Genomic DNA, 21,655 nt, shown 5'->3' with positions numbered 1-21,655 from the left:
TTCACCTGTAAGTTTTTATATAAAATACAAAATATTTTTTAAACACGTCAAAATTATTTATCAGTATTATTAAATTTACATTAGAAAATTTTTAAAAATTCAAAATGAAATAATTTAAAAAAATTAATTTATTAATATTTAACAAAAACAATTTTAAAAATAATTTATTAATATTAGTTAACAGTAATATTGGCATTTAAAAGAAATTTTCTTTAATAAAGAGAAAAATTCATTGACGATAAAACAAAAAATTAAGTCAAAAATAAAATAAGATTAAAATATTAATTATTTAAAATAACAAATTATAAATAATATTCTCTCTTGTCTTTAAAATCATTTTTATGTAAAAATCCAAAAAATTGATACCCTACTTTGTAAAAATTGAATCTTTTTGGGTTCGTTTTGGGCGGATTTACAATGAGCAATCTCACTTCAACCACTTCAGGTGTTATTCTTACTAACGCTTATACGAACCCTATCGATATTAACCCCGGTATCACCGTCTCAAATACCAACGGGGTGGGGGTAGGAAGTGCTCTAACAACACTCTGGACCATTAACAACAGCGGTGCTGTCTCGGGCACCACGACGGGCATCAGTCTGTCGGGTGGCGGCCTTATCAACAATGTGGCTGCGGCATCCATTCGTGGTGGCAGCGGTAACGCTTCCTATTGGGGCATCCAGATGGGCGCCCAGGGAACCGTCACCAATAGTGGTGGCATTTCGGGGGCAGGTGGCATCTTTGCTGGTGATAGCTCCAGCATTACCAACAACTCTAATGGTGTTATTCGTGGTCTCGACGCTAATTTTGGCGTAACCGTATCCACCAATGGTACTGTTGTTAATGCTGGTGGCATTACCGCAGCAACAGATGGTGTGAATTTGGGTGGAAATAATAATTACCTCAGTAACGCTGGTTCAATAGTTTCAAATAATGCAGGGAACAGCGGCGCCTATCTTAATGGCAGCGGAAACTATGCAACCAACAGCGCGGGAGCCTTGATCCAGGGTGGTAACTTTGGCCTGGGTATGTACTCAGGCACAATTTTCAATTCTGGTTCGATTAATGCGACTAATTCACCAGGTGGCCGCGGTGTAACCATTTTTAGTACCGATACCATCAATTCTTTGAACAACACTGGCCGTATTACCAGCGCTGATAGTGCTGTTTATATGGGTGCTGGCAATATTAATAACACTGGTTCTATTGGCGGTACCTCCATTGGTGTTATTTTTACTGTTAGTGGGGCCGGGGCTGTATTTGGTAACGGCACCATTACTAATAGTGGGACTGTGACGGGGGGAGTGTTTGGCATTAGCTCTGCTGGCAGTCTGTTTGTTACCAATCAGGTTGGTGGATATATATCTGGCGCTACTCGTGCTATTATTGGCTCTGGGGGCGCTAGTATCAGTAACAGTGGTACTATTATAGGTGGTAATGGTATCAGTATTAGTGGTGATTTTGTTACTGTTACAAATAATTCGTCGGGATTGATCCAGGCAGCAGATGCTACCCGTTTTGGTATTAATGCTTCCGGCACCACAAATAATTATATTGTTAATAGTGGTAATGTCACTGCAACAAATGATGCTATTCATACTTATAATGTTGGTACTCTATATAATTCTGGTAAAATTATTTCGCAGAGCACTTCCAATGCAGGTGCTTATTTAAACGGCAATGCTGCCAATTATGCCACGAACAGCTCTGGAGGTACGATCTCGGGCGGCTGGGCTGGTCTCGGCATGGATACGGGCACGATTATAAATGCCGGAACGCTTATCGGTAATAATGCCACCTCTGGCAAAGCCGCCGTCATCCTCAATGCTGATGCATCCAACCTGCTGACTAACTCCGGGTTTATTACCAGCGCCAGCACCGGCGTTGTGATGGCCGCAGGGTCTCTCCAGAATATAGGGGCTTCTGCGATCATTGTCGGTGATTCAATCGGGGTTCAGTTCACCGGCACGACCCTGGTGCAAAGCATTCTGAACAGCGGTACCATCAAGGGTAGCGTTTTCGGTATCACTGCAGCCGGAAATGCCAATATCACCAACCAGGTGGGTGGATACATCTCTGGTGGCACCACCGGTATCGTCTCTGCTTTGGCTGGCACGGTTGCCAATTACGGTACTATCATAGGTTCTTCTGGCCCGGCTATTGCCTTGCAGGGTAGCGGTATCAACCTGCTTCAGCTCGGTGTCAGCTCCCAGATCACGGGAAGCGTCACGGCCAATAATGCCGCAACGAATACACTTGAATTGCTTTCCGGAGCCTCCGCCGGCACGATCAGTGGTATCGGCACGCAATATCTCGGCTTCCAGAACGCTACTGTCGATGCCGGAGCTACGTGGACAATCAACGGTGGTGGTAGTTTTAATTCATTTACTACCAGCGGTACTGTAACCAATGCAGGTCTATTGTCTGCGACAAATGGTGTCGTCATTGCAGGAGCCGGTGTTCTTATCAACGCTACCGGAGCTTCTATCGCCAGCACAGGGAGCCAATATGCTGTTTGGTCAACTGGGACTGGTGCTACCTTTATCAATAGAGGTAATATTAGTTCGACTAACGCTGTTTCTCTATCTGGTAATGCTGTTATTAGCAATAATGCAGGTGGCCTGATCCAGGCAACTGGTGCTAATTTTGGCATCACTTCTAATGGTGCTGGAAACATCGTTACCAATAGCGGCACTATCAAAGCTATAAATGATGCAGTCAATCTAGGTTTTAATAATAATACCCTGTACAACAGTGGTACTATTGTATCGTCACAGTCTACTAACAGTGGTGTTTATCTGAACGGCACCGGAGCTTATGCAACTAATAGCGCTGCTGGTTTTATTCAGGGTGGTGCTTTTGGTATTGGCGCATTTTCAGGTACTGTTAGTAATTCTGGATCCATTAATGCAACGAATACTCAATTTGGAATGGGTATTGGTATTTATACTGTAGATAGTTTTAATGTGGTAAATAATACCGGTACCATCACAAGCGGTTCTACTGGCGTTAGTATGGGCGGTGGTATTGTTATCAATGCTGGTACAAATGCTTATATTAGTGGATCTTATGCTGGTATTATATTTGGTGGAAATTCTGATACAAGCACTGGTCAAATTACTCTTGTTGGCAATGGTAGTGTAAACAATACCGGTACGATTTTCGGCGGTAATATAGGTATCACTTCTGTTGGTACTATTTCTGTTACTAACAGTGGTCAGATTTCTGGCGCCAGTCAGGGTATTATGGCCGCTGGCGCAATTTTTGTTACAAATCAAGCTGGTGGAACAATTTCAGGCACTAATAATAATGCTATCCGTGGTTCTACTGGTACAATTGATAATTCTGGTACTATTCAAGGTAATGGAGTCACTCTATTTAGTGGTAACGGCGTTGTTATCAACAGTGCCGGTGCTTTAATCCAGTCCAACAATGGTTGGGCTGTGCAGGCCAATTACGTCAATAACACAGTCATTAATGCAGGCAGAATAACGGGCGCTAATGATGGCGTACATCTGGGTGGGAACAACGCCACAACACTTACTAATAATAACACGCTTATTAATACAGGAACCATTATAACCACTGGCTTGGCAAATCATGGTGCTTTTCTTGATGGTTATGGAAACACTGCTTCGAATAGTGGTTACATCCAAGGTGGTGCTATCGGCATTGGTATGGATGGCGGTGGGATTAGTAATGCCGGTACCATTACTGTAAGTAGTGGAGTTGGTGCACTAATTCGAAGCGTTACTGTAACCAACAGCTTGGTTAATACGGGAAAGATTTCAAGCGTCGGGACAGGCGTCCAATTAGGCACAGGTGCTGTCCAGAACAATGGGACAGCTGCAACGATCAGTGGTGCAGCTTACGGGGTTTTGTTCACTGGCTCATCGATAGTAACAGGTGGTGTTACGTCGATTGTAACTGGCACTGTTACCAACAGTGGCAGCATTCTCAGTGGTAATTACGGCATCAGTGCAGCTGGAGCTGTCCTTGTTACAAACTTGAGTGGTGGTGTTATCTCATCGGCTGGAAGTTATGGAATCCAGTCTGCGCTCTCGGCGACCGTTGTAAACAGTGGCATTATTCAAGCTAATAATTACGGTATTAGCGCTGTAGGCAGCTTGATCGTTACTAATCAGACTGGCGGCACTATATCTAGCTCTTCACGTGCTATTTTTGGAAATGCAGGTGCTAGTATTTCTAACACTGGCATGATTAATGGTGGTATCAGCCTGAGTAGTGGCGGCGGTACTTTGATCAACAATGTCAGTGGCATTGTGCAGGTAAACATTACCACCGGCTATACGCATACTGTGCAATTTGATGGTTCTGATAACTATATCAAGAACGATGGCACTATCGAGGGCCTAAATAATAGTGATGCCATCAATTTAGCTTCTACCGTGGCTGCTACTGGTATTGGCCACAGTACACTTATCAATACCGGGCTGCTGAAAACTACAGGAACTTATACCAGTGGTGCCTTCCTTCATGGTACCGGCAATTACATTTCCAATGCGGCTGGTGGTACTGTGATCGGCGGCGGCTGGGGCCTTGGTATGGACTCTGGCACAATTGATAATGCCGGGTTCGTTTCTGTAGCCCTTACTTCTACAGGTAAAGGTCTTGTTGTTTTTGGTACAAATGGAGCAGTCAATAATACGGGGACTGTTACGAGCCAAAGTACAGCTGTTGTAATGGGTGGTGGCACTTTAAGGAATACAGCATCTACAGCGGTTATCAGTGGTAATTCTTACGGCGTTGAGTTTATCTCTGCTTCTGCATCAGGTGTTGTACTTAACAGCGGTACCATCCAGGGTGGGGTTTTCGGTATTAGTGCAGCCGGAGGCGCTATCGTTACAAACCAGGCAGGTGGATATATTTCGGGTGGTAGCACTGGCATCGTCTCCTCGCTTCCCGGAACAATTGTAAACAGCGGTACTATCATTGGTTCTTCTGGTACTGCCATTGTGATGCAGGGCACTGGGGCCAACCTGGTTCAGTTGGGTGTAAGCTCCCAGATTACTGGCAATGTTACTGCCAATACTGCTGGTACAAACACACTCGAATTGCTTTCCGGTGCTTCTACCGGGGTAATCAGTGGGATTGCATCACAATATATTGGCTTCCAGTCTGTTACTATTGATAGCGGTGCAAATTGGGCGATTAATGGGACCAATACGATTGCTCAATCTGCCTCTCTTATAAATAGTGGCACTATCAGCGTTGCAAATAATTTGACAATTGCTGGCAGCATGAGCAATGCATCTACAGCAAAGTTGGCTGGTAATGTTGCATTGGTTTCAAATGGGACCATTACAAATGATGGCACTATTAATGGGCAGATCAATGGGGGTGGAACAAATGCGGTTCTGCTCAACACTGGCTCCGTGCTCCAGACTGGGACAATTGCTGTTAGCCTTGGTTCGGGTGGCACTGTCACAAATAGCGGTTTGATTTCTAATGCCGGTGGCACAGCCATCTATTTAGGCGGGACCGGTACCAACATATTGAACCTCAATAACAGTGTAGGTATTGTCGGCTCTATTATTGCTACTGGCGGTCTTAATCGCCTTAATATGATTGGTGGCCAGGCCGGTAACCTACCTACCATCTCTGGAATTGGGTCAACAATTGTCGGATTTAACCAGATTACTGCCGCAAGCGGTGCAAACTGGAATTTGACAGGATCTAATTCAATAGACAGTACCGTAACATTTTCTGCAAATTCGGCGTCATTGACTAACACTGGTACATTTACTGGTAAGGTCAATTTAGGATTTTCAAGTACGTTGTCTAATGTTGGGACCTTAAGTCCTGACAGCACTGGCACAGTTGTATCGATGAATGTCAGTGCCAATCGCTTGATTTTGGTTCCAACTGCTGTCGTGAGTGGTACTGTCACTGCTCAAGGTACACTCAATTATCTGGAACTCGCTTCTGGATCTACGACTGGCACGATTAGTGGAATAGGTACCCAATACGTCGGTATTAACACTCAGATTGACCAGAATGCCAAATGGGTCATGAGTGGTACAAATTCTTTTGTTCCCGGGTTGACTTTGAATGTTATGGGAACACTTGTTAACCGCAGCATGCTTGTAAGCACTGGCAGCATCATTAACAGTGGTTTTATAGAAAATTCTTCTGCTATTTATGGTGGTATTTCTTTTGTTGGTACTGGCTCCATTACTAATGCTGTTTCAAGTGCCATTATTAATTCGAATGGTGCTGCAATTAGTGGTCAGGCAAGTTCTGTTTCTAATGCAGGCACTTTGATTGGTCACCGTTCTGGAACAACTGCTGGATATGGTATTTCATTCCAGGCTGGTGGGACGATTATCAATACTGGGGGTGTGACTGGTGATGATAGCGGGATTATTATCAGCGGTAGTGTTGGTACAGTCACAAACATTGGCGCTATTAGCGGTGTCACTAGCTATGGCATCGGGCTGCTGAACGGTGGGTATGTCTCCAACGTCAGCGGGGCGGTTCTTTCTGGTAGTCTGATCGGTATATATGCAACTGGGGCTGCGGCAACTATTGTTAATGATGCCAATGCCTCCATTTCAGGTAACTCTACTTCTGCATCTGGTGCTGCCATCAATCTGCAGTCTGGAGGGACTATTACCAATGCTGGTAGTATAGGAGGTGCAGGCGGCACGGCTGTTATTTTCGGTGGCAATGGGCAGAATTTACTCCAATTGCTTGCAGGTGCTCAGTTCACAGGGCTGGTAACAGGTGGGACTACAGCTCAGAACACTTTATCTCTTCTGTCATCTTCTAATGCCGGTGTGATCAGTGGCATTGGAACAAGTTATATTAATTTCCAGAACATTACGGTTGGATCGGGGGCAAGCTGGTCCCTTTCAGGCAGCAATAGTATAGCTGCAGGCTATACTGTTACAAACAGTGGTCTGCTTACAAACGCAGGTGCATTTAATAACAGTGGAACCATCAATAATACTACCGTTGGTACTTTGTCGGGTGTGGTAACACTTTCCAACAACGGCCTTTTGATTAACTCTGGTTCAGTGATTGGTACTATTGTTGGAGCTGGCAGCAATAATACAATTACTAATTATGGGACGGTCACTCCCGCTGGTGCTACAGCTATCGCGATGGGCGGTGCAGGCATCAATCTTCTGCAATTGGGAGCAAGATCCCAGATTAATGGCATAGCCACAGCTAACAGTTCTGGAACCAATACTCTTGAACTGCTTTCAGGAGCATCTGCAGGAACGATCAATGGATCTAATTTTGTTGGATTCCAGACAGGTTCTATTGATGGGGGTGCAGTCTGGACAATTTCTGGTAACGGCAATTTCACTTCACTTGTGAACAATGGCAGACTGACCAACCAAGGCAGCCTGTCAGCTGCTCAGGGAATTATTTTAAATACCAGTACGGCTTCTCTAACAAATGCAACTGGCGCTACAATAAGTAATATTGGTACTTCGCAATATGTTATTACTGCTAGTAACAGCGGCGGCGTTATTAATAATAGTGGTACCATTCTGGCGACAGGGAATGGAGCCGTAGGTGCTATTACCTTACTTTCGTCTGGCACTATTACCAATAATGCTAACGCTCAAATAGTTTCAAATGGTAGTGCTTATGTTATCGTTATTAACGGTACAAATAACTATGTTCAGAATGCAGGCCTGATCAAAGGCGTATCTGATGCGGTCAATCTTGGTGCTAACAGCACTCTAATCAATACAGGAACATTGGAGACGACTGGAGGTTTTTACAGCGGTGCATTTCTGCATGGTAGCGGAAATAGTATTTCGAATACCGGGCGTGTTTTAGGTGGAGGGTTCGGCCTAGGCATGGATGCCGGCATCATAAATAATGCCGGGACAATTATGGCAAGCGATTCTGGTGCTGGTAGAGGTGTAGCCTTCTCTCTTGCCAGTGCCGGTAATCTCTTGGTCAATACAGGTGCCATCAGCAGCAATAGCACGGCTGTTTTAATGGCCGCAGGAACTGTTCAAAATACAGCTGCTTCAGCACTGATCAGCGGTGCGGCATATGGTATCCTATTTACCTCGTCTGCCGCTGCGGGCACTGTCCTAAATACTGGCACTATTAGAGGTGGCACATACGGTATTAGCGCAGCGGGTGCCCTTAACGTTACAAACCAGCTGAGCGGGTACATCTCTGGTAGTATTGGTATCATTGCCCAACAGCCGGCAACTATTAACAGTAACGGGATTATTATAGGTTCGTCTGGCACGGCCATTGCCATGAATGGTAATGGTTCCAATCTGTTGCAGTTGGGTGTTGCTGCTCAGATATCAGGTGTTGCTACAGCGAATATCGCAGGTAATAATACTCTTGAATTGCTGGCAGGATCGTCGGCTGGTTCAATCAGTGGTTCTCAAATTGCAGGTTTTCAGACAGGTATCGTGGATACCAATGCAACATGGACCATGTCTGGGAATAACACTAATTTCACTTCCTTCACTAATAATGGAAACCTGACCAATACAGGTACACTGGCCGCTACAAATGGTATTATTATTGTAGGTAGTGGTGTTATTCAAAATGCTATAACTTCCTCTATTAATAATACAGGCACTCAGTATGCTGCCATCCAATCAAATGGCACTGGTGCTACTGTTATTAATAGTGGAAATATTACCTCATATAAGGCTATTTCTCTCTCTGGTAATGGCCATATTACCAACGCTGCCGGAGGTTTGATCCAGTCCTCTGTTACCACTGGAGGTACTTTTGGTATTACTGCCGCTGGAACTGGAAATGTTCTTGTTAATAACGGCACTATCATAGCCTTTACTGATGGTGCTAATCTCGGCTCTGGTGGTGGCAATACACTACAAAACACTGGTAGAATCTCTTCAAACGGTGGTTCATTCAGTGGTGTGTATATGAATGGCACCGGAAACTTTGCAACTAACAGCGCTACAGGTTTGGTTGAGGGTGGCAATTACGGTATTGGAATGTATTCTGGTACTGTCTCCAATGCTGGTTCGATTAATGCCAGCAATGCCCAGTATGGTATGGGCGTAAGTATTTTCTCTGCTGATAATTCTAATCTTCTGAATAATGCAGGACGTATTACTAGTAGTAATAGTGCCGTTTGGATGGGTGGTGGCAGTATTGCGAATGCCGCTAGTGCTGTTCTTAGTGGTTCCACTGTTGGTATTGCTTTCGTTAGCGCCTCTGGAACGGGTGTGGTTAATAACAGCGGTTCCATTACGGGTGGTAATATCGGTATTAGCGCTGCTGGAAGTCTGATTGTTACGAACCTGGCAGGTGGGACAATTTCGGGTTCTGTTCAGGCTATTACTGGGGCGTCCGGAGCCAACATCAATAACAGTGGCCTTATTGATGGTTTCGTCACTATCAATAATGGTGGTGTTAACCTTATCAATAATGCAGGAGGAACAATTCAGTCTAATGGAGCTGGATGGGGTATTATACTTCAAGGTAATACAAATGTCGTAAATAATTCCGGCCTGTTGCGGGCTAATAGCGATGCGCTTCATACTTATAATCTTGCAACCCTATACAACTCTGGTACCATTATTTCATTAAATACTGGAACTCTAGGAGCTGCTGGTGCCTTCCTCGATACTTCGGGGGCTGCCAATTATGTCTCGAACAGTTCAGGTGCCACCATCCAGGGCAGCTGGGCTGGCCTAGGTATGAATACAGGCACGGTTGTAAATGCCGGCACACTTAATGCCATTGGTAGTAGCAATGGCAAAGGCGTAGTCTTCCAGAATGTTGATGCCTCCAATCTGCTGACTAACTCGGGGTTGATTACCAGCGCCAGCACCGGCGTTGTGATGGGAGCAGGGTCTATCCAGAATGTGGGGGCTTCTGCGATCATTGTCGGTAATTCAATCGGGGTTCAGTTCACCGGAACGACCCTTGCGCAGAGCATTCTGAACAGCGGCGGTACCATCAAGGGTGGCGTTTTCGGTATCAGTGCGGCCGGAAATGCCAACATCACCAACCAGGTGGGTGGATACATCTCTGGTGGCAGCACCGGTATCGTCTCTGTTTTGGCTGGTACGGTTGCCAATTACGGTACTGTCATAGGTTCTTCCGGGCCTGCTATTGCCCTGCAAGGTAGCGGCGCCAACCTGCTTAAGCTGGGTGTCAGCTCCCAGATCACGGGAAGTGTCACGGCCAATAGTGCCGGAACGAATACACTTGAATTGCTTTCCGGAGCCTCCGCCGGCACGATCAGTGGTATCGGCACGCAATATCTCGGCTTCCAGAACGCTACTGTCGATGCCGGAGCTACGTGGTCGTTCACAGGGAGTAATGCGATTGTCTCCTCTAATATTCTTACCAACAGTGGCACTATTAATAACACAGGAACATTAACCGGCGTTGTTACGATGACCTCCGGTGCTGCTCTGACGAACGCTGCTGGAGCTTATATTGATAATAGAACATTCTTATCTCCTGCTATTGTTTCCAGGGGCAGTTCTGTAAATATTGTTAATATTGGTCAAATATTGGGAGCGCAGTCGCAGGGTGCACTTATAGCATTGGGTGCTTCCTCTACCCTCAACAATATTGGCCTGATTCAGGGTAGTGGAGCAAATGCCATTATTGTTACTGCAGGCATAAATGCTTCCATAGCAAACAATGGAACAATTATAGCTAATCAAACAAGTAATACGGCAATCCAAATGGTCTCCGGCACGTTCAATAATGCTGGATTGTTGAGGTCTGATTATGCTTATTCAAATGGTGTTTCTGCGAGCGGTATTGCAACTGTTTTGAATAGTGGCATCATAAGTGCTGCTGGTGCATTTGGTCAGGCTATTGCACTTGCCGCTGGCGGAACGGTCATTAATACAGGTTCGGTTGCTGCTCAGGTTGTAGCCGGTGTGACCCGTACGGCGATTAACTTTGGTGCTGGCAACAGCCGGTTGGCGATGACGAGCGGTAGTTCCATTGCTGGAAATGTTGTCGCTGCTGGTTCAGGAAACGTGCTTGAGCTTGATGGTGCGGGTACCACGTTGAGTGGGTTTGGAGCAAAATATACCGGCTTCCAGACGATCAACGTGAAGGGTGATGGATGGGTGTTGGGGGATACGCTGACCAACACGAATATCCTGATGCAGACGACCGGGACATTGACGGTCTCTCAGACGCTGGATTCCTCCAACACGATTACGTTGGGTGGCACGAGTTCTGCGGGTGTCGGATCTGGTAACATTATCATCAGCACGCCAGGCACGGCATTGGCCGCGACCGTTTCCGATTTTGGTAACGGTGAATCCATCACTCTGGCCGGATTGGCCTATCAGGCTTCCGACGTGGTGGATGTGGTGGGCACTGCCCTGATACTGTCTCATGTGGCCAGTGACGGGACAAAGACCCAGTATTACTCGATCAGGCTTGACCCGAGCGCGCATGATCAGAACTACAAGATGCGTCAGGCGTCCAGCGGCAACGGCGTGACAGTCTATGATGACGGCACACCTTGCTATGTGCATGGCACGCTGATCCTGACGGATCGTGGTGAGGTTCCTGTTGAGGATCTGAAGATCGGGGATAATGTGATCACAGCGGGTGAGGCAGTTCGTCCGATCCGCTGGCTGGGCCGTCGGAGCTACAATGGTCGCTTTATCCAGGGTCGTCGTGATGTGCTGCCGGTTCGTATCCGTCAGGGGGCTTTGGACGGGGTTCTGCCGAAGCGGGATCTGCAGGTCTCCCCGCTCCATGCGATGTTCATCGATGGCGTTCTGGTTCCGGCCGGTCGTCTGGTGAACGGTGTTTCCATCGTTCAGGAACAGCATGTGGAGACAGTGAGCTACGTGCATATCGAGCTGGATACGCATGATGTGGTGTTTGCCGAGGGGGCTGCGTCTGAAAGCTATGTGGAGGACAACAACCGGAACATGTTCCACAATGCACATACTTATACTGGAAAAGGTGCTGCGAAGGTGAAAGCTCGTGGAAGGAAGCGGAACGGTGTGGCTGCTGCACGCTACTGCGCAACACGTGTAGAAGATGGAAGACAACTAGAAACCATTCGCATGCGGCTGATGGAGCATGAAGCTTATCAAGAGATGAAGAGGCTTGCTCTGAGTGCCTGATGCTTGTGGCATAAGGTTAATTACTAGGGCTGATCTAATGATCAGCCCACTGAACTCTGATAAACCCGTCAATTTTTTGGCGGGTTTTTTTATTGGGTGCATAGTTATTTTAATTTTCTTCTTAATATAAGAAGCGCCAGTGCTCAGTGATCTGAAAGTTTTATTTTTTAAGTCGCCTAGTCAGGCTCATCAGGATGGCGGGGCTTCAATGACTCTCCGGCAGGCTTTATAAATGGCACGATTTTTACACTTTGAAACCGTAATGATACGGTCCATGCTACCACCAAGTCAGCCCAGAAGGGTTGCGCCATGACCGTTCCGGTCGAGGTCAAAAAAATGTCTGGAGGACGTTGAATGTTAAAGCATGTCGTGGTGCCTGCTGTGCTGGCCTCCCTTATTGCCACCCCGGCTTTGGCCGTGGATGTTACCAAGTCGGTCCATATTGCCGCGTCACCCGCAAAAGTATGGAGCACGATCGGCAAATTCTGTGGCATCGCCACATGGCATCCGGCCGTGACCAAATGCGAGCTGGTCGATGTGGCTGGTGCTGAGCAGCGTACCTTGTCGCTGAAAGGTGGTGGAACCATCGTGGAGCAGCAGGTTGACCGCAATGATGCAAAAAAATCCTACACCTACACGATTCAGGAAAGCCCGCTGCCGGTGGCTAATTACAAATCCACCATCAGCGTAACTCCTGCCAAGGGTGGCTCGGAAGTGGCATGGGTCGGGCATTTCGATGCCAAGGGTGCATCGGATGCGGAAGCAGCCAAGGTGATCGCTGGTATTTATGAAGGTGGTCTGGCTGGTATTGCCAAAAAGGCGAAATAACTGGGACAGGGCGGTCTTGTCAGGGCCGCCCGCTTTTCCTGATGAACAAAATGCTCAGGAAGGTTGGGGCTTTTTCTTTCGCAGGGAGCCGATGAAGCGACGTAATCCAGCCATTTGCTGCTGAACATAGGTGCCAGTATGCAATGCCTCCTCACCGGATGGATCGCCGGTAAGCACGTAGACGCGGCTGAAATCCGCTGTACCGAACAGCATGTCCCAGTAGGGAAAAACCGCCCCATAATTGCAGCTTCTTTGTCCCGCGGCGAGAATCCCGTGATGGGCACGATGAAAGCGCGGTGAGATCAGCAGCCTATCCCCGATGCGACCGAAGCTGATCCGTGCATTGGCATGCGCTAAACTCTCGATCAGGCGAAGCAGCAGCACCAGCAGTGGAAACTGAAGGGGCGGCACGCCGATCATCAGTGCGATGGCTCCAAACCAGAGTGCGGAGATGAAATCATCCAGCAGATGATTACGGTCATCGGACCAGAAGGTCATCTGTCGCTGGGCATGATGCAAAGAATGAAGCGCCCACCACCAGCGGAACTGATGACTAAGCCGATGTCGCCAGTAATCGGCACAATCCAGAATCAGCGCATAGATCGCAAAGGTTACATAGGGATGGCCCGTCAGGGATGGGATGAACCGCTCCAGTGTGGGGGGCACGTAACCATGATCGGTCAGCCAACCATTGAGCAGCACCTGTACCTGATAAAACCCGACAAAGCTGACCAGTGGCAGCACACCGACGCGCGAGATAACAGTGTAGAGCACATCGGTCAGCACGGCGCGATTATTTTCCCATCTTTCGACCGGCCGCCATTTTTCCAGAGGGACGCAGATGGCATACATCAGAATGACCTGTGCCACCCCATACATGGCGATCAACGCCCATCCGTAGGATACATCCTCCCATTCGATCAGATTGAACTGCCAGAGCAGGGGAATCAGCAAATGTTCCTGAAGCCAGCCTGCTGCGCTGTCAAAGGGGTCGAACATCGATAAACCTGTGATCGCTTTTTATGGTGCGCGGGTGGAGGAGGATCGAACGGGAGCGGCCAGATGCGTATTAAGCCAGATTCCATGCGGCGAACGACCAGTCGGGATCGTGGTGAAGCTGCCATCTTTCGGATTGATGATGGCCACTGTATGGGCCCAGCGGCGTGTCGCCCAGATGGATCCATCTGGGGCGAAATCCAGATCATCCGGGCCGCCAGGAATGACGAATTCCTTCTTCACTGTCAGGGTTGAGGGGTCGAGCAGGCTAATGGTGCCGCCCACGCGGTTGCAGACGTACAGAACCTTGCCATCAGGGGAGAGAAACAGGTTATGGGCTCCCTTTCCGGTGCGGATCTTGCGTTCCAGCTTTCCGGTGACCGGGTCCATGACGGCGATAGTGTCCTCGCCCATATCACCGACCAGCAGCTTGCCGTTCAGATAAAGCACCCCGGCGGGGGTGCGGCCTGATTTCTGCTCCCACAGGATTTTACCCGTCTCAGGGCTGAAGGCTATGACCTTGCTGGTTTTCTGAAGGGAGACGAAGGCGACCTTGCTGTCCGGCGTGAAATTGATGTGGCTCGGCATGGAGGGCGCCTGAATACGGTGCAGCAGCTTGAAGCTGTGCCCGTCATAGATGTCGATCTGGTCACGGGCGAGCGCGGCAGACACCAGCCAACGCCCATCCGGACTGAACTGGATCTGGTATGGATCGCTGAAAACGATACGCTTCTGCTCTGCCCCGGTCAGGGGATCGAGGAAGAACATCGTATTACCGGTCGTATCCCCGACCAGCAGCGATTTTTCATCTGGTGTGAGCGCCATATGATGCGGCTCCCGCAGAACAGGGATGCGCTTCACTTCCTGACGGCTGGTGATGTCGATCAGGCTGATGGTTGCGTCGTTGCTGTTGATGACAAAAGCGAGTCCCTCGGCCTGTGCGGTTGAGGGGCGACTCACCGCACCTGGCACGGTCAGCCCTATGAGAAGAAAGAAGCGAGCCAACCGTGAGATCATAAACCCGTCCAGAAATGCTTGGATCACTGACAAGCGCTAGTAGATACAACGGCTTGCAGAAGAAAGTGTATCAAGTTTTTGAAGTTCTGCCCCGCATGCCCGCCATAGCCGCAAGCGCCCGCGGCCTATATCGTTTTGTGGCCTCAGGAGCATTGATGCAGGCGAATCAACACATGCAACAGGAAAATGCATGTCCAATCAGTAAGTCGCTTATGATGGGCTGACCGGGTAGCATGGCTGCACGCAGGCAAAGAGGAAAGATGCTGTCATGCCGGTCTTGCAGCAGTGGCGCAGAAAGGCGGTTCCGATCACGCCGATATTGGCCCTGATGCTGTCAGGGTTGCTGGTGGGCTGCACCTATGATTCATTCGGATATAATGGTGTTTATGTGCCCATGCCGGGCGTGGCGCAAACCACGGGCCCGGAGGCAGGCAAAGGCGTTGTGACCGGGGCGGGGGGTAGTCCCTCTGCTCAGCCTCAACCGGCCTCTGTCCCTGTATATGGCACAGCTTACCCGCCCGCTTATCCACCGGCCTATGGTGGATATGAGTCTCCTTATCTGGCATCGACCATTGCCGCAGCCACCGTATTCGGAGCCACCTTTGGTGGCGGTTGGGGGGTGGCATATCCTTATTATCGCGGCTGGGGCTGGGGCGGGGTTCCATGGGGGTGGGGTTATCCCGGTTTTGGCTGGCAGCAATGGGGTTGGGGTGGCCCATATTATCGTAGCTTTGGCTGGTAAGCTTTCTGTTGCCTGCAGGCGCGGTCTTCACCCTTCTGCCTGCCGTTCCGCCTCGAACATATAATCGCGTGTCAGCGGAAGAGCGGTCAGGGATTTCGAGACCTGCAATTGCCAGACAATATGCCCCATATTTCTGAAAGCAAGTTCGCATCCGGCCAGATAAAACTCGAACATCCGTGAGAAACGCTCGTCATACAGCGAGGTAATAGTCGGCCTCGCCTCCTGAAAACGCTGACGCCAGTGCGAGAGGGTCAGTGCATAATGAAGCCTCAGGATTTCAATATCGGTCGTCCATAATGCGGATTTTTCCACCGCAGGCAGCACTTCCGACAGGGCCGGAGAATATCCGCCGGGAAAAATATATTTTGCGATCCATGGATTGGTGGCGCCCGGACCCTCGGCGCGACCGATTGCGTGAATCAGGGCGATACCATCCGGTCTGAGCCTGTCACGTATGGTCTCAAAAAATGTCTGGTAGTGGCCAATGCCGACATGCTCGAACATACCGACTGAAACGATGCGGTCGGCCGGCTGTCGCCATGCACGGTAATCCATGAGTTCAAAGCGGACACGATCACTCAGCCCGGCTTCTGCCGCGCGCTGACGCGAAACGTCCAACTGCTCGGTAGAAAGGGTCAGTCCGGTCACGCGCGCGCCATGGTTACGGGCCAGATGCAGTGCCATACCGCCCCAGCCAGACCCGATTTCCAGAACATCCAGATCAGGGCGGTCCAGCTTCAACTTGGCAGCAATATGCCGTTTCTTGAGGAACTGCGCCTCTTCAAGCGTTTCCTGTCCGGTTGGGAAATAGGCGCAGGAATATTGCCTGTCCTGATCCAGAAACTGTGCGTAAAGCCGCCCGTCCAGATCGTAATGATGGGCGACATTGCGTCGCGAACGGCCAGCGGGGTTGAACTGGTCCAACCGCTTTCGTGCCTGGCGTAGCATGTTAAGCAGCCGCATGATCCAAGGCTGTCCGGTATTCAGACAGTCACGCGTCAGCACATCCAGCAGATCATAGATTGTGCATCCCGGCGTCTCCAGTTCACCTTCCATGTAAAGCTCGCCCATAGCCAGCATGGGATTAAAGGTCAGACGCCTTTCCGCCTGAGGAGAACGGAGCACCATAGAGGCCAAGGGAGAAGAACCGGCCCCGTATTGACGGATCTCTCCGTCAGAAAAGCGGACTTCCAGATGTCCGGTCCGAACGATCCGGGTCAGGATACGATCCAGCAGCCAGTGAATACGTGGCACATGCATCAATGGATACTCCCTGCTCAGGCATCGGCTTTGATACACTGCAGCAAGGATATCATTTTTCGACAGAGAAATATTTCAAGCGTTTTGTGATGAAACATTTGGCATCAAAGTATTTTGTTTGAGCGGAATTTGTAAGCAGAGAGAATTTCTCTTTAAAATCTGGCGATCAGGGCAATGCCGGAGACCATCAGGACTGCCCCCAGCATCCGCAGCGGTGACATTGTATGCGGAGTCACATGCAGCAGACCGAAATGGTCAATGGCGAGCGACATCAGAATATTGGCAGTGATGGTCAGGCCCGCAAAAGTTCCAGCCCCTACCTTGTCCACGAACATCAGCCCGGCCACGACGGCGAAGGCACCGATCAGGCCACCTAAAGGCGCCCACCATGGCATGGTGGCAATGCCATCAATGGTTGGCATGGGCCTCGGTATACACAGCCAAAGCACCAGGAGGACTGCGAGAATCGGCAGGAAGGAGACAATGCTCGCTAGCCATGGATTGATCAGCGAAACCCGCAGGGCACCGTTCATCGGCGGCCCCCAGGCCTGTAATGCGCCGGCAATAACAATCAGAGGATAGAGCCAGGCTGAATTCATAGTGTACTGCCCTTGAAAGCGGAAAACGGAATTTTTCCACCAACGCATCAAACTACGGATGGTCAGACGAGCCGCAAAGTTTTTTTCATAATGTTTCCAGACTGTATGCTGCCTGATCAGTCACGATGCGATCCCCTGACTCAATCTATTGACGAGAGGGCCATTTATTGCCGTCAGCAACTGGCGGCGTGACCCTCACCAGGGGCGGAAGCTGATCACTGTCCGGTCGCCCGACTTGCTATCCATCCCGCAACAGCAAGGTATGGTTATTACAAGTTTGAACCAGATTATTTGGGGGGAAGGTAGCCAGCGCATTGGTGTTTTAGATGGTCAGATGACCCTCTACGCCATGTACAAATAACTCAAAATGTTCAATGATTTGAATGGCGTCCCGTAGGGGATTCGAACCCCTGTTACCGCCGTGAAAGGGCGGTGTCCTAGGCCTCTAGACGAACGGGACACTGTCTCACCGGGCCGATGGTCTGGCCGGAAGCGGTGGCGTGGCGGGTGGTTACCCGAGGCTGAGCGGGCGGTCAAGCCAGCGCGGCATCAGAAATGCAAAAGTTTGCGCTCGTCGTGCCGTTCCAGGTTTCGGCACGCAGGTAACCGGCCAGATGAAGTGGGCGTAATTCACGATTCAACAGGATATCGGCAATCGGTGCAGCCATATCCTCTGGCTTGGCACGGAACAGCAGCGCCTTGATGGTGTGACCGGATTCGCTCTCCAGAAAGGCACGAATCGTGCCGCCGTCCCGCCCGATCCGCTCAGCTCTGCGGCAGCGCAGTCGCGGCAGGACGAGCAGCGGTTCATCATTCCCGTTTCCAAACGGTGCCAGTTGGACGAGTTCCTCGGCCATGGCCACAGTGACAGCCCCGGCACCCAGGCTGGCATCAAGCGCCAGATCGGCGGCTTTGGGCAGCAAGGCCGCTGCGGCCAGACGCTCATTTATAAAGGTGCGGAAAGCGGGCATGCTTTCAGGGGGGAGTGCGAACCCGGCCGCCATGGCATGGCCGCCACCGCTGCGCAACAGGCCGTGCTGATGGGCGGCGATGATGGCAGCCCCCAGATCGATTCCGGGGACGGAGCGTCCTGATCCCTTGAGCAGTCCGTCAGCCAAACCCGCAACACAGGCTGGACGATTGAACCGCTCCCGCAACCTTCCGGCAATGATGCCGACAACGCCCGGATGCCAATCCTCGCCACCAATGACGATGGCGGCATCCCCTGCTTGGATCCGTGCTTCTGCGTCCCTGACTGCGGCATCAAGGATGGAGGATTCCACAGTCTGCCGGCGCTCGTTCACGGAATCGAGTGCCTGGGCAATGTCTCTGGCAGCAATCGGGTCTGTTGCGGTCAGCAGCCGCACCCCCATATCCGCGCTGTCGATTCGCCCGGCTGCGTTGATGCGTGGTCCCAGCACGAAGCCGCAGGTGCTGGCAGTCACCCGCCCTGTCATCTGCGCCACCTCCAGCAGGGCGGCAATTCCGATACGGTTGCGGCGATCCATCACCTTCAGTCCCTGCGTGACGAAGGCGCGGTTGATCCCGGTCAGCGGCATGACGTCACACACGGTCGCCAGAGCTACCAGATCCAGCATCTCCAGCAGATCAGGAGCCGGTCCTTCATAACCCTGCCAGCCATCGCGCCGGAGCTGGCGAAAAGTGGCTACACAGGTCAGCAACGCCACGCCAGTGGCACACAGCATGGTCAGCCCGGAGCGATCATCAGGCCCGTTCGGATTGACGGTGGCCAGAGCCGCAGGGGGCAGCGTGTCGCTTTTGTGGTGATCCAGCACCAGAATATCGGCTCGGCCGGAGACGGCTGACAGCGCCGTCTGTGCCGCGGTGCCGCAATCGACGCAGATGATCAGGCTCGCACCACGCTCGACCAGAGACAGCAGGGCAGGGGCGTTCGGGCCATATCCCTCCCTCAGCCGGTCCGGGATGTGATACAGCACCGGGCAGCCGCAGGCACGCAGTACGGTCAGCATCAGGGTTGTGCCGCAGGCGCCATCCACATCGTAATCGCCAAAAATGGCGACGGTCTCCTGGGCCATGATGGCGGCGGCAATGCGGGCAGCCGCCTGATCCATGCCCGCCAGAACAGAAGGGTCAGGCATCAGGGCGCGCAGGGTCGGTTGCAGGAAGGTATCGGCCTGATCGATCCCGATGCCGCGTGTCGCGATCAGACGGCCCAGCAGATCGCTCACCCCATGACGCTGCGAAATAGCCAGCCCAAGCCGCTCTATGGCTGCAATCTCGGCCCCTGCGGGCATGCGCCAGTGCCATGCACGACCGGTCAGGCTCCGCTCCACCCCAAGAACAGCGTCCGTAACAGTGGTGGAGGCTTCCGGGCGCAGAACGGAGGATGAGAGCACGGTCAGGGTATTACCAAGTCTTGGTGTTGAAGTTGTGATAGGCCTCGACATAGCGAATGGTGCCGGACTTGCTGCGCATTACCACGGAATGCGTATACGCTCCGGCAGCGAACATACGCACGCCACGCAGCATCGGACCGCCGGTAACGCCGGTGGCGGCGAACATGACATCGCCCTTTGCCATTTCCTCGGCGCTGTATTTGCGACGTGGATCGGTGATGCCCATGGCGCGGGCGCGGTCTTCCTGCTCCTGCGATTCATACATCAGACGCCCCTGCATCTGGCCCCCGATACAACGAAGCGCCGCTGCTGCCAGAACGCCTTCCGGTGCACCACCGGAGCCGAGATAAATGTCGATGCCGGTATCGGGCATGGCAGCAGCCATGGCACCGAATACGTCGCCATCGCTGATCATCATGATGCGGCTGCCAACTTCACGTGCCTTGGCGACGATTTCCTTGTGCCGGTCGCGATCCAGCACGCAGACGACCAGATCGGACAGCTCCATTTTCTTGGCTTTCGCCAGATTGCGCAGGTTGCTTTCGACAGAGTTATCGAGATCAACCACCCCGTCCGGCAGGCCCGGCCCGACCGCGATCTTGTCCATATAAATGTCGGGGGCATGCAGAAAATTGCCGGCCTCGGCCAGCGCCAGCACCGCCATGGCATTGGGGCCGCCCTTGGCGGTCAGCGTGGTGCCTTCCAGCGGATCGACCGCGATATCCATGGCGGGGCCGCCAGCACCGACGGTCTCGCCGATATACAGCATCGGCGCTTCGTCCATTTCGCCTTCGCCGATGACCACGGTGCCGTTGATTGCAACAGAGTCGAAAGCCTTGCGCATGCCCTCGACCGCTGCACCATCGGCGGCGTTCTTGTCGCCCCGCCCCATCCAGCGGGAGGCGGCCAGTCCGGCCGCTTCCGTAACACGCACCAGTTCCAGTGCAAGGTTACGGTCACTATGTGTAGGTGTCTCGGCCATGGCTTCGCTCCGCTTGTCGGAAATCGGATTAAGGCGTAGCGCATCGGCCATCGCCGTGGAAGCCGATCTATACGCATAAAGGAGGAGCGGAGGAGAGGTGGCGGGCGTGACGCCATGCCCTGTGCTTGGTAAGCAGTCAGGCAGGCGTGCTTTCCGCGTTTATCGAGGCCCTGTTTATCGAGGCTATGTGTTTCATGACGATCAAAATCGACTGGCGGCGTGTATTGCGTATTGCCGTTCCTCCTCTGGTGATTCTGGGCGCGGGATTTGCTTATGTAAAAATTCAGGAGCATCGGAATGCTCCGCCGCCGCCGTTATTACTGAATAAAAAAGGCCCGGATGGAAAGCCGCTGCCGGTCGAGCCGCTTGGTCGCTGGAGTGGCACGACCGCCTGTACTGCCGTTTGCAAAACGCAGACCTTTGTGTTGACCCTGATGCGTCACACTGATGGCAGCCCGGCCTGGTATCGTCTGGAACAGATTTACAAAGGCGATAATAATGACAGGTCGGCGGATCATGTCACCCATAGTCTGGGACCGTGGACGCTGGAAAACGGGGCGTACCAGCTTCATGCCGACAAGCTGGATGATGAGTTTACCTTCGTCCCATCGGCAGATGGTGAGATGCTGAAGTTGCAGGATCCGGGTGATGCCAGCCTGCGCACAATGGTCATGAAGCGTACGGAGCTGCCGCCTGCGCCTGGTCTCAAGGTAAACCCGCCGAAACCGGCCCAGCCCTGAAAAAGCATAAAACC

Annotated in this window: 10 protein-coding genes and 1 tRNA gene; 4 read left to right on the top strand and 7 right to left on the bottom strand. The window is 51.2% G+C overall.

The genetic code is table 11. The features are described 5' to 3' along the window. The first annotated feature begins 417 nt into the window (after positions 1 to 417). Positions 418 to 12,099, top strand: coding sequence for a Hint domain-containing protein (locus tag GbCGDNIH6_RS12170; protein ID WP_157692352.1), 11,682 nt, complete (start codon positions 418 to 420; stop codon positions 12,097 to 12,099). 354 nt (positions 12,100 to 12,453) lie between these two features. Continuing rightward, on the top strand, positions 12,454 to 12,927 hold the full coding sequence (locus tag GbCGDNIH6_RS07210; RefSeq protein WP_072563380.1) for an SRPBCC family protein: 474 nt from the start codon (positions 12,454 to 12,456) through the stop codon (positions 12,925 to 12,927). Positions 12,928 to 12,981: 54 nt separating this feature from the next. Here GbCGDNIH6_RS07210 and GbCGDNIH6_RS07205 read toward each other — a convergent pair whose 3' ends face one another. Next, positions 12,982 to 13,926 carry a sterol desaturase family protein gene (locus tag GbCGDNIH6_RS07205; protein WP_072563379.1) on the bottom strand — a complete coding sequence of 315 codons (945 nt, stop codon included), beginning with the start codon at positions 13,924 to 13,926 and terminating at the stop codon, positions 12,982 to 12,984. Positions 13,927 to 13,947: 21 nt separating this feature from the next. After that, the gene (locus GbCGDNIH6_RS07200; RefSeq protein WP_081370011.1) at positions 13,948 to 14,940 is read right to left on the bottom strand and encodes a YncE family protein; all 993 of its coding nucleotides are present in this window, start codon (positions 14,938 to 14,940) and stop codon (positions 13,948 to 13,950) included. A gap of 268 nt (positions 14,941 to 15,208) precedes the next feature. On the opposite strand from GbCGDNIH6_RS07200, the gene GbCGDNIH6_RS07195 reads away from it, so the two are divergent. Then, entirely contained in the window at positions 15,209 to 15,682 is a 474-nt protein-coding gene (locus GbCGDNIH6_RS07195) for a hypothetical protein (RefSeq protein WP_072563378.1), read from the top strand. Positions 15,683 to 15,709: 27 nt separating this feature from the next. On the opposite strand, the gene GbCGDNIH6_RS07190 is transcribed toward GbCGDNIH6_RS07195, so the two are convergent. From GbCGDNIH6_RS07190 to glpX, 5 genes are all read right to left on the bottom strand, one after another. Then, complete coding sequence (locus GbCGDNIH6_RS07190; protein ID WP_095413442.1) at positions 15,710 to 16,927, bottom strand: SAM-dependent methyltransferase; 1,218 nt, start codon at positions 16,925 to 16,927, stop codon at positions 15,710 to 15,712. A gap of 167 nt (positions 16,928 to 17,094) precedes the next feature. Next, positions 17,095 to 17,541, bottom strand: coding sequence for a DMT family transporter (locus GbCGDNIH6_RS07185; RefSeq protein WP_072563376.1), 447 nt, complete (start codon positions 17,539 to 17,541; stop codon positions 17,095 to 17,097). A gap of 384 nt (positions 17,542 to 17,925) precedes the next feature. After that, a tRNA-Glu gene (locus GbCGDNIH6_RS07175) sits at positions 17,926 to 18,001 on the bottom strand. Positions 18,002 to 18,074: 73 nt separating this feature from the next. Then, positions 18,075 to 19,970: a single-stranded-DNA-specific exonuclease RecJ gene (gene recJ, locus GbCGDNIH6_RS07170; RefSeq protein ID WP_232449746.1), complete on the bottom strand. Its 1,896-nt coding sequence runs from the start codon at positions 19,968 to 19,970 to the stop codon at positions 18,075 to 18,077. After that, positions 19,930 to 20,901 carry a class II fructose-bisphosphatase gene (gene glpX / locus GbCGDNIH6_RS07165; RefSeq protein WP_025286792.1) on the bottom strand — a complete coding sequence of 324 codons (972 nt, stop codon included), beginning with the start codon at positions 20,899 to 20,901 and terminating at the stop codon, positions 19,930 to 19,932. The genes recJ and glpX overlap by 41 nt, the downstream gene beginning before the upstream one ends. A gap of 194 nt (positions 20,902 to 21,095) precedes the next feature. On the opposite strand from glpX, the gene GbCGDNIH6_RS07160 reads away from it, so the two are divergent. Further along, the gene (locus GbCGDNIH6_RS07160) at positions 21,096 to 21,641 is read left to right on the top strand and encodes a hypothetical protein (protein WP_157692351.1); all 546 of its coding nucleotides are present in this window, start codon (positions 21,096 to 21,098) and stop codon (positions 21,639 to 21,641) included. The last annotated feature ends 14 nt before the right edge of the window (positions 21,642 to 21,655 follow it).

Source organism: Granulibacter bethesdensis, assembly GCF_001889525.1.
GTDB classification, from domain to species: domain Bacteria; phylum Pseudomonadota; class Alphaproteobacteria; order Acetobacterales; family Acetobacteraceae; genus Granulibacter; species Granulibacter bethesdensis_C.
Note: the sequence above shows the minus strand (reverse complement) of the source record. Positions and strands in the feature narration are given on the sequence as shown.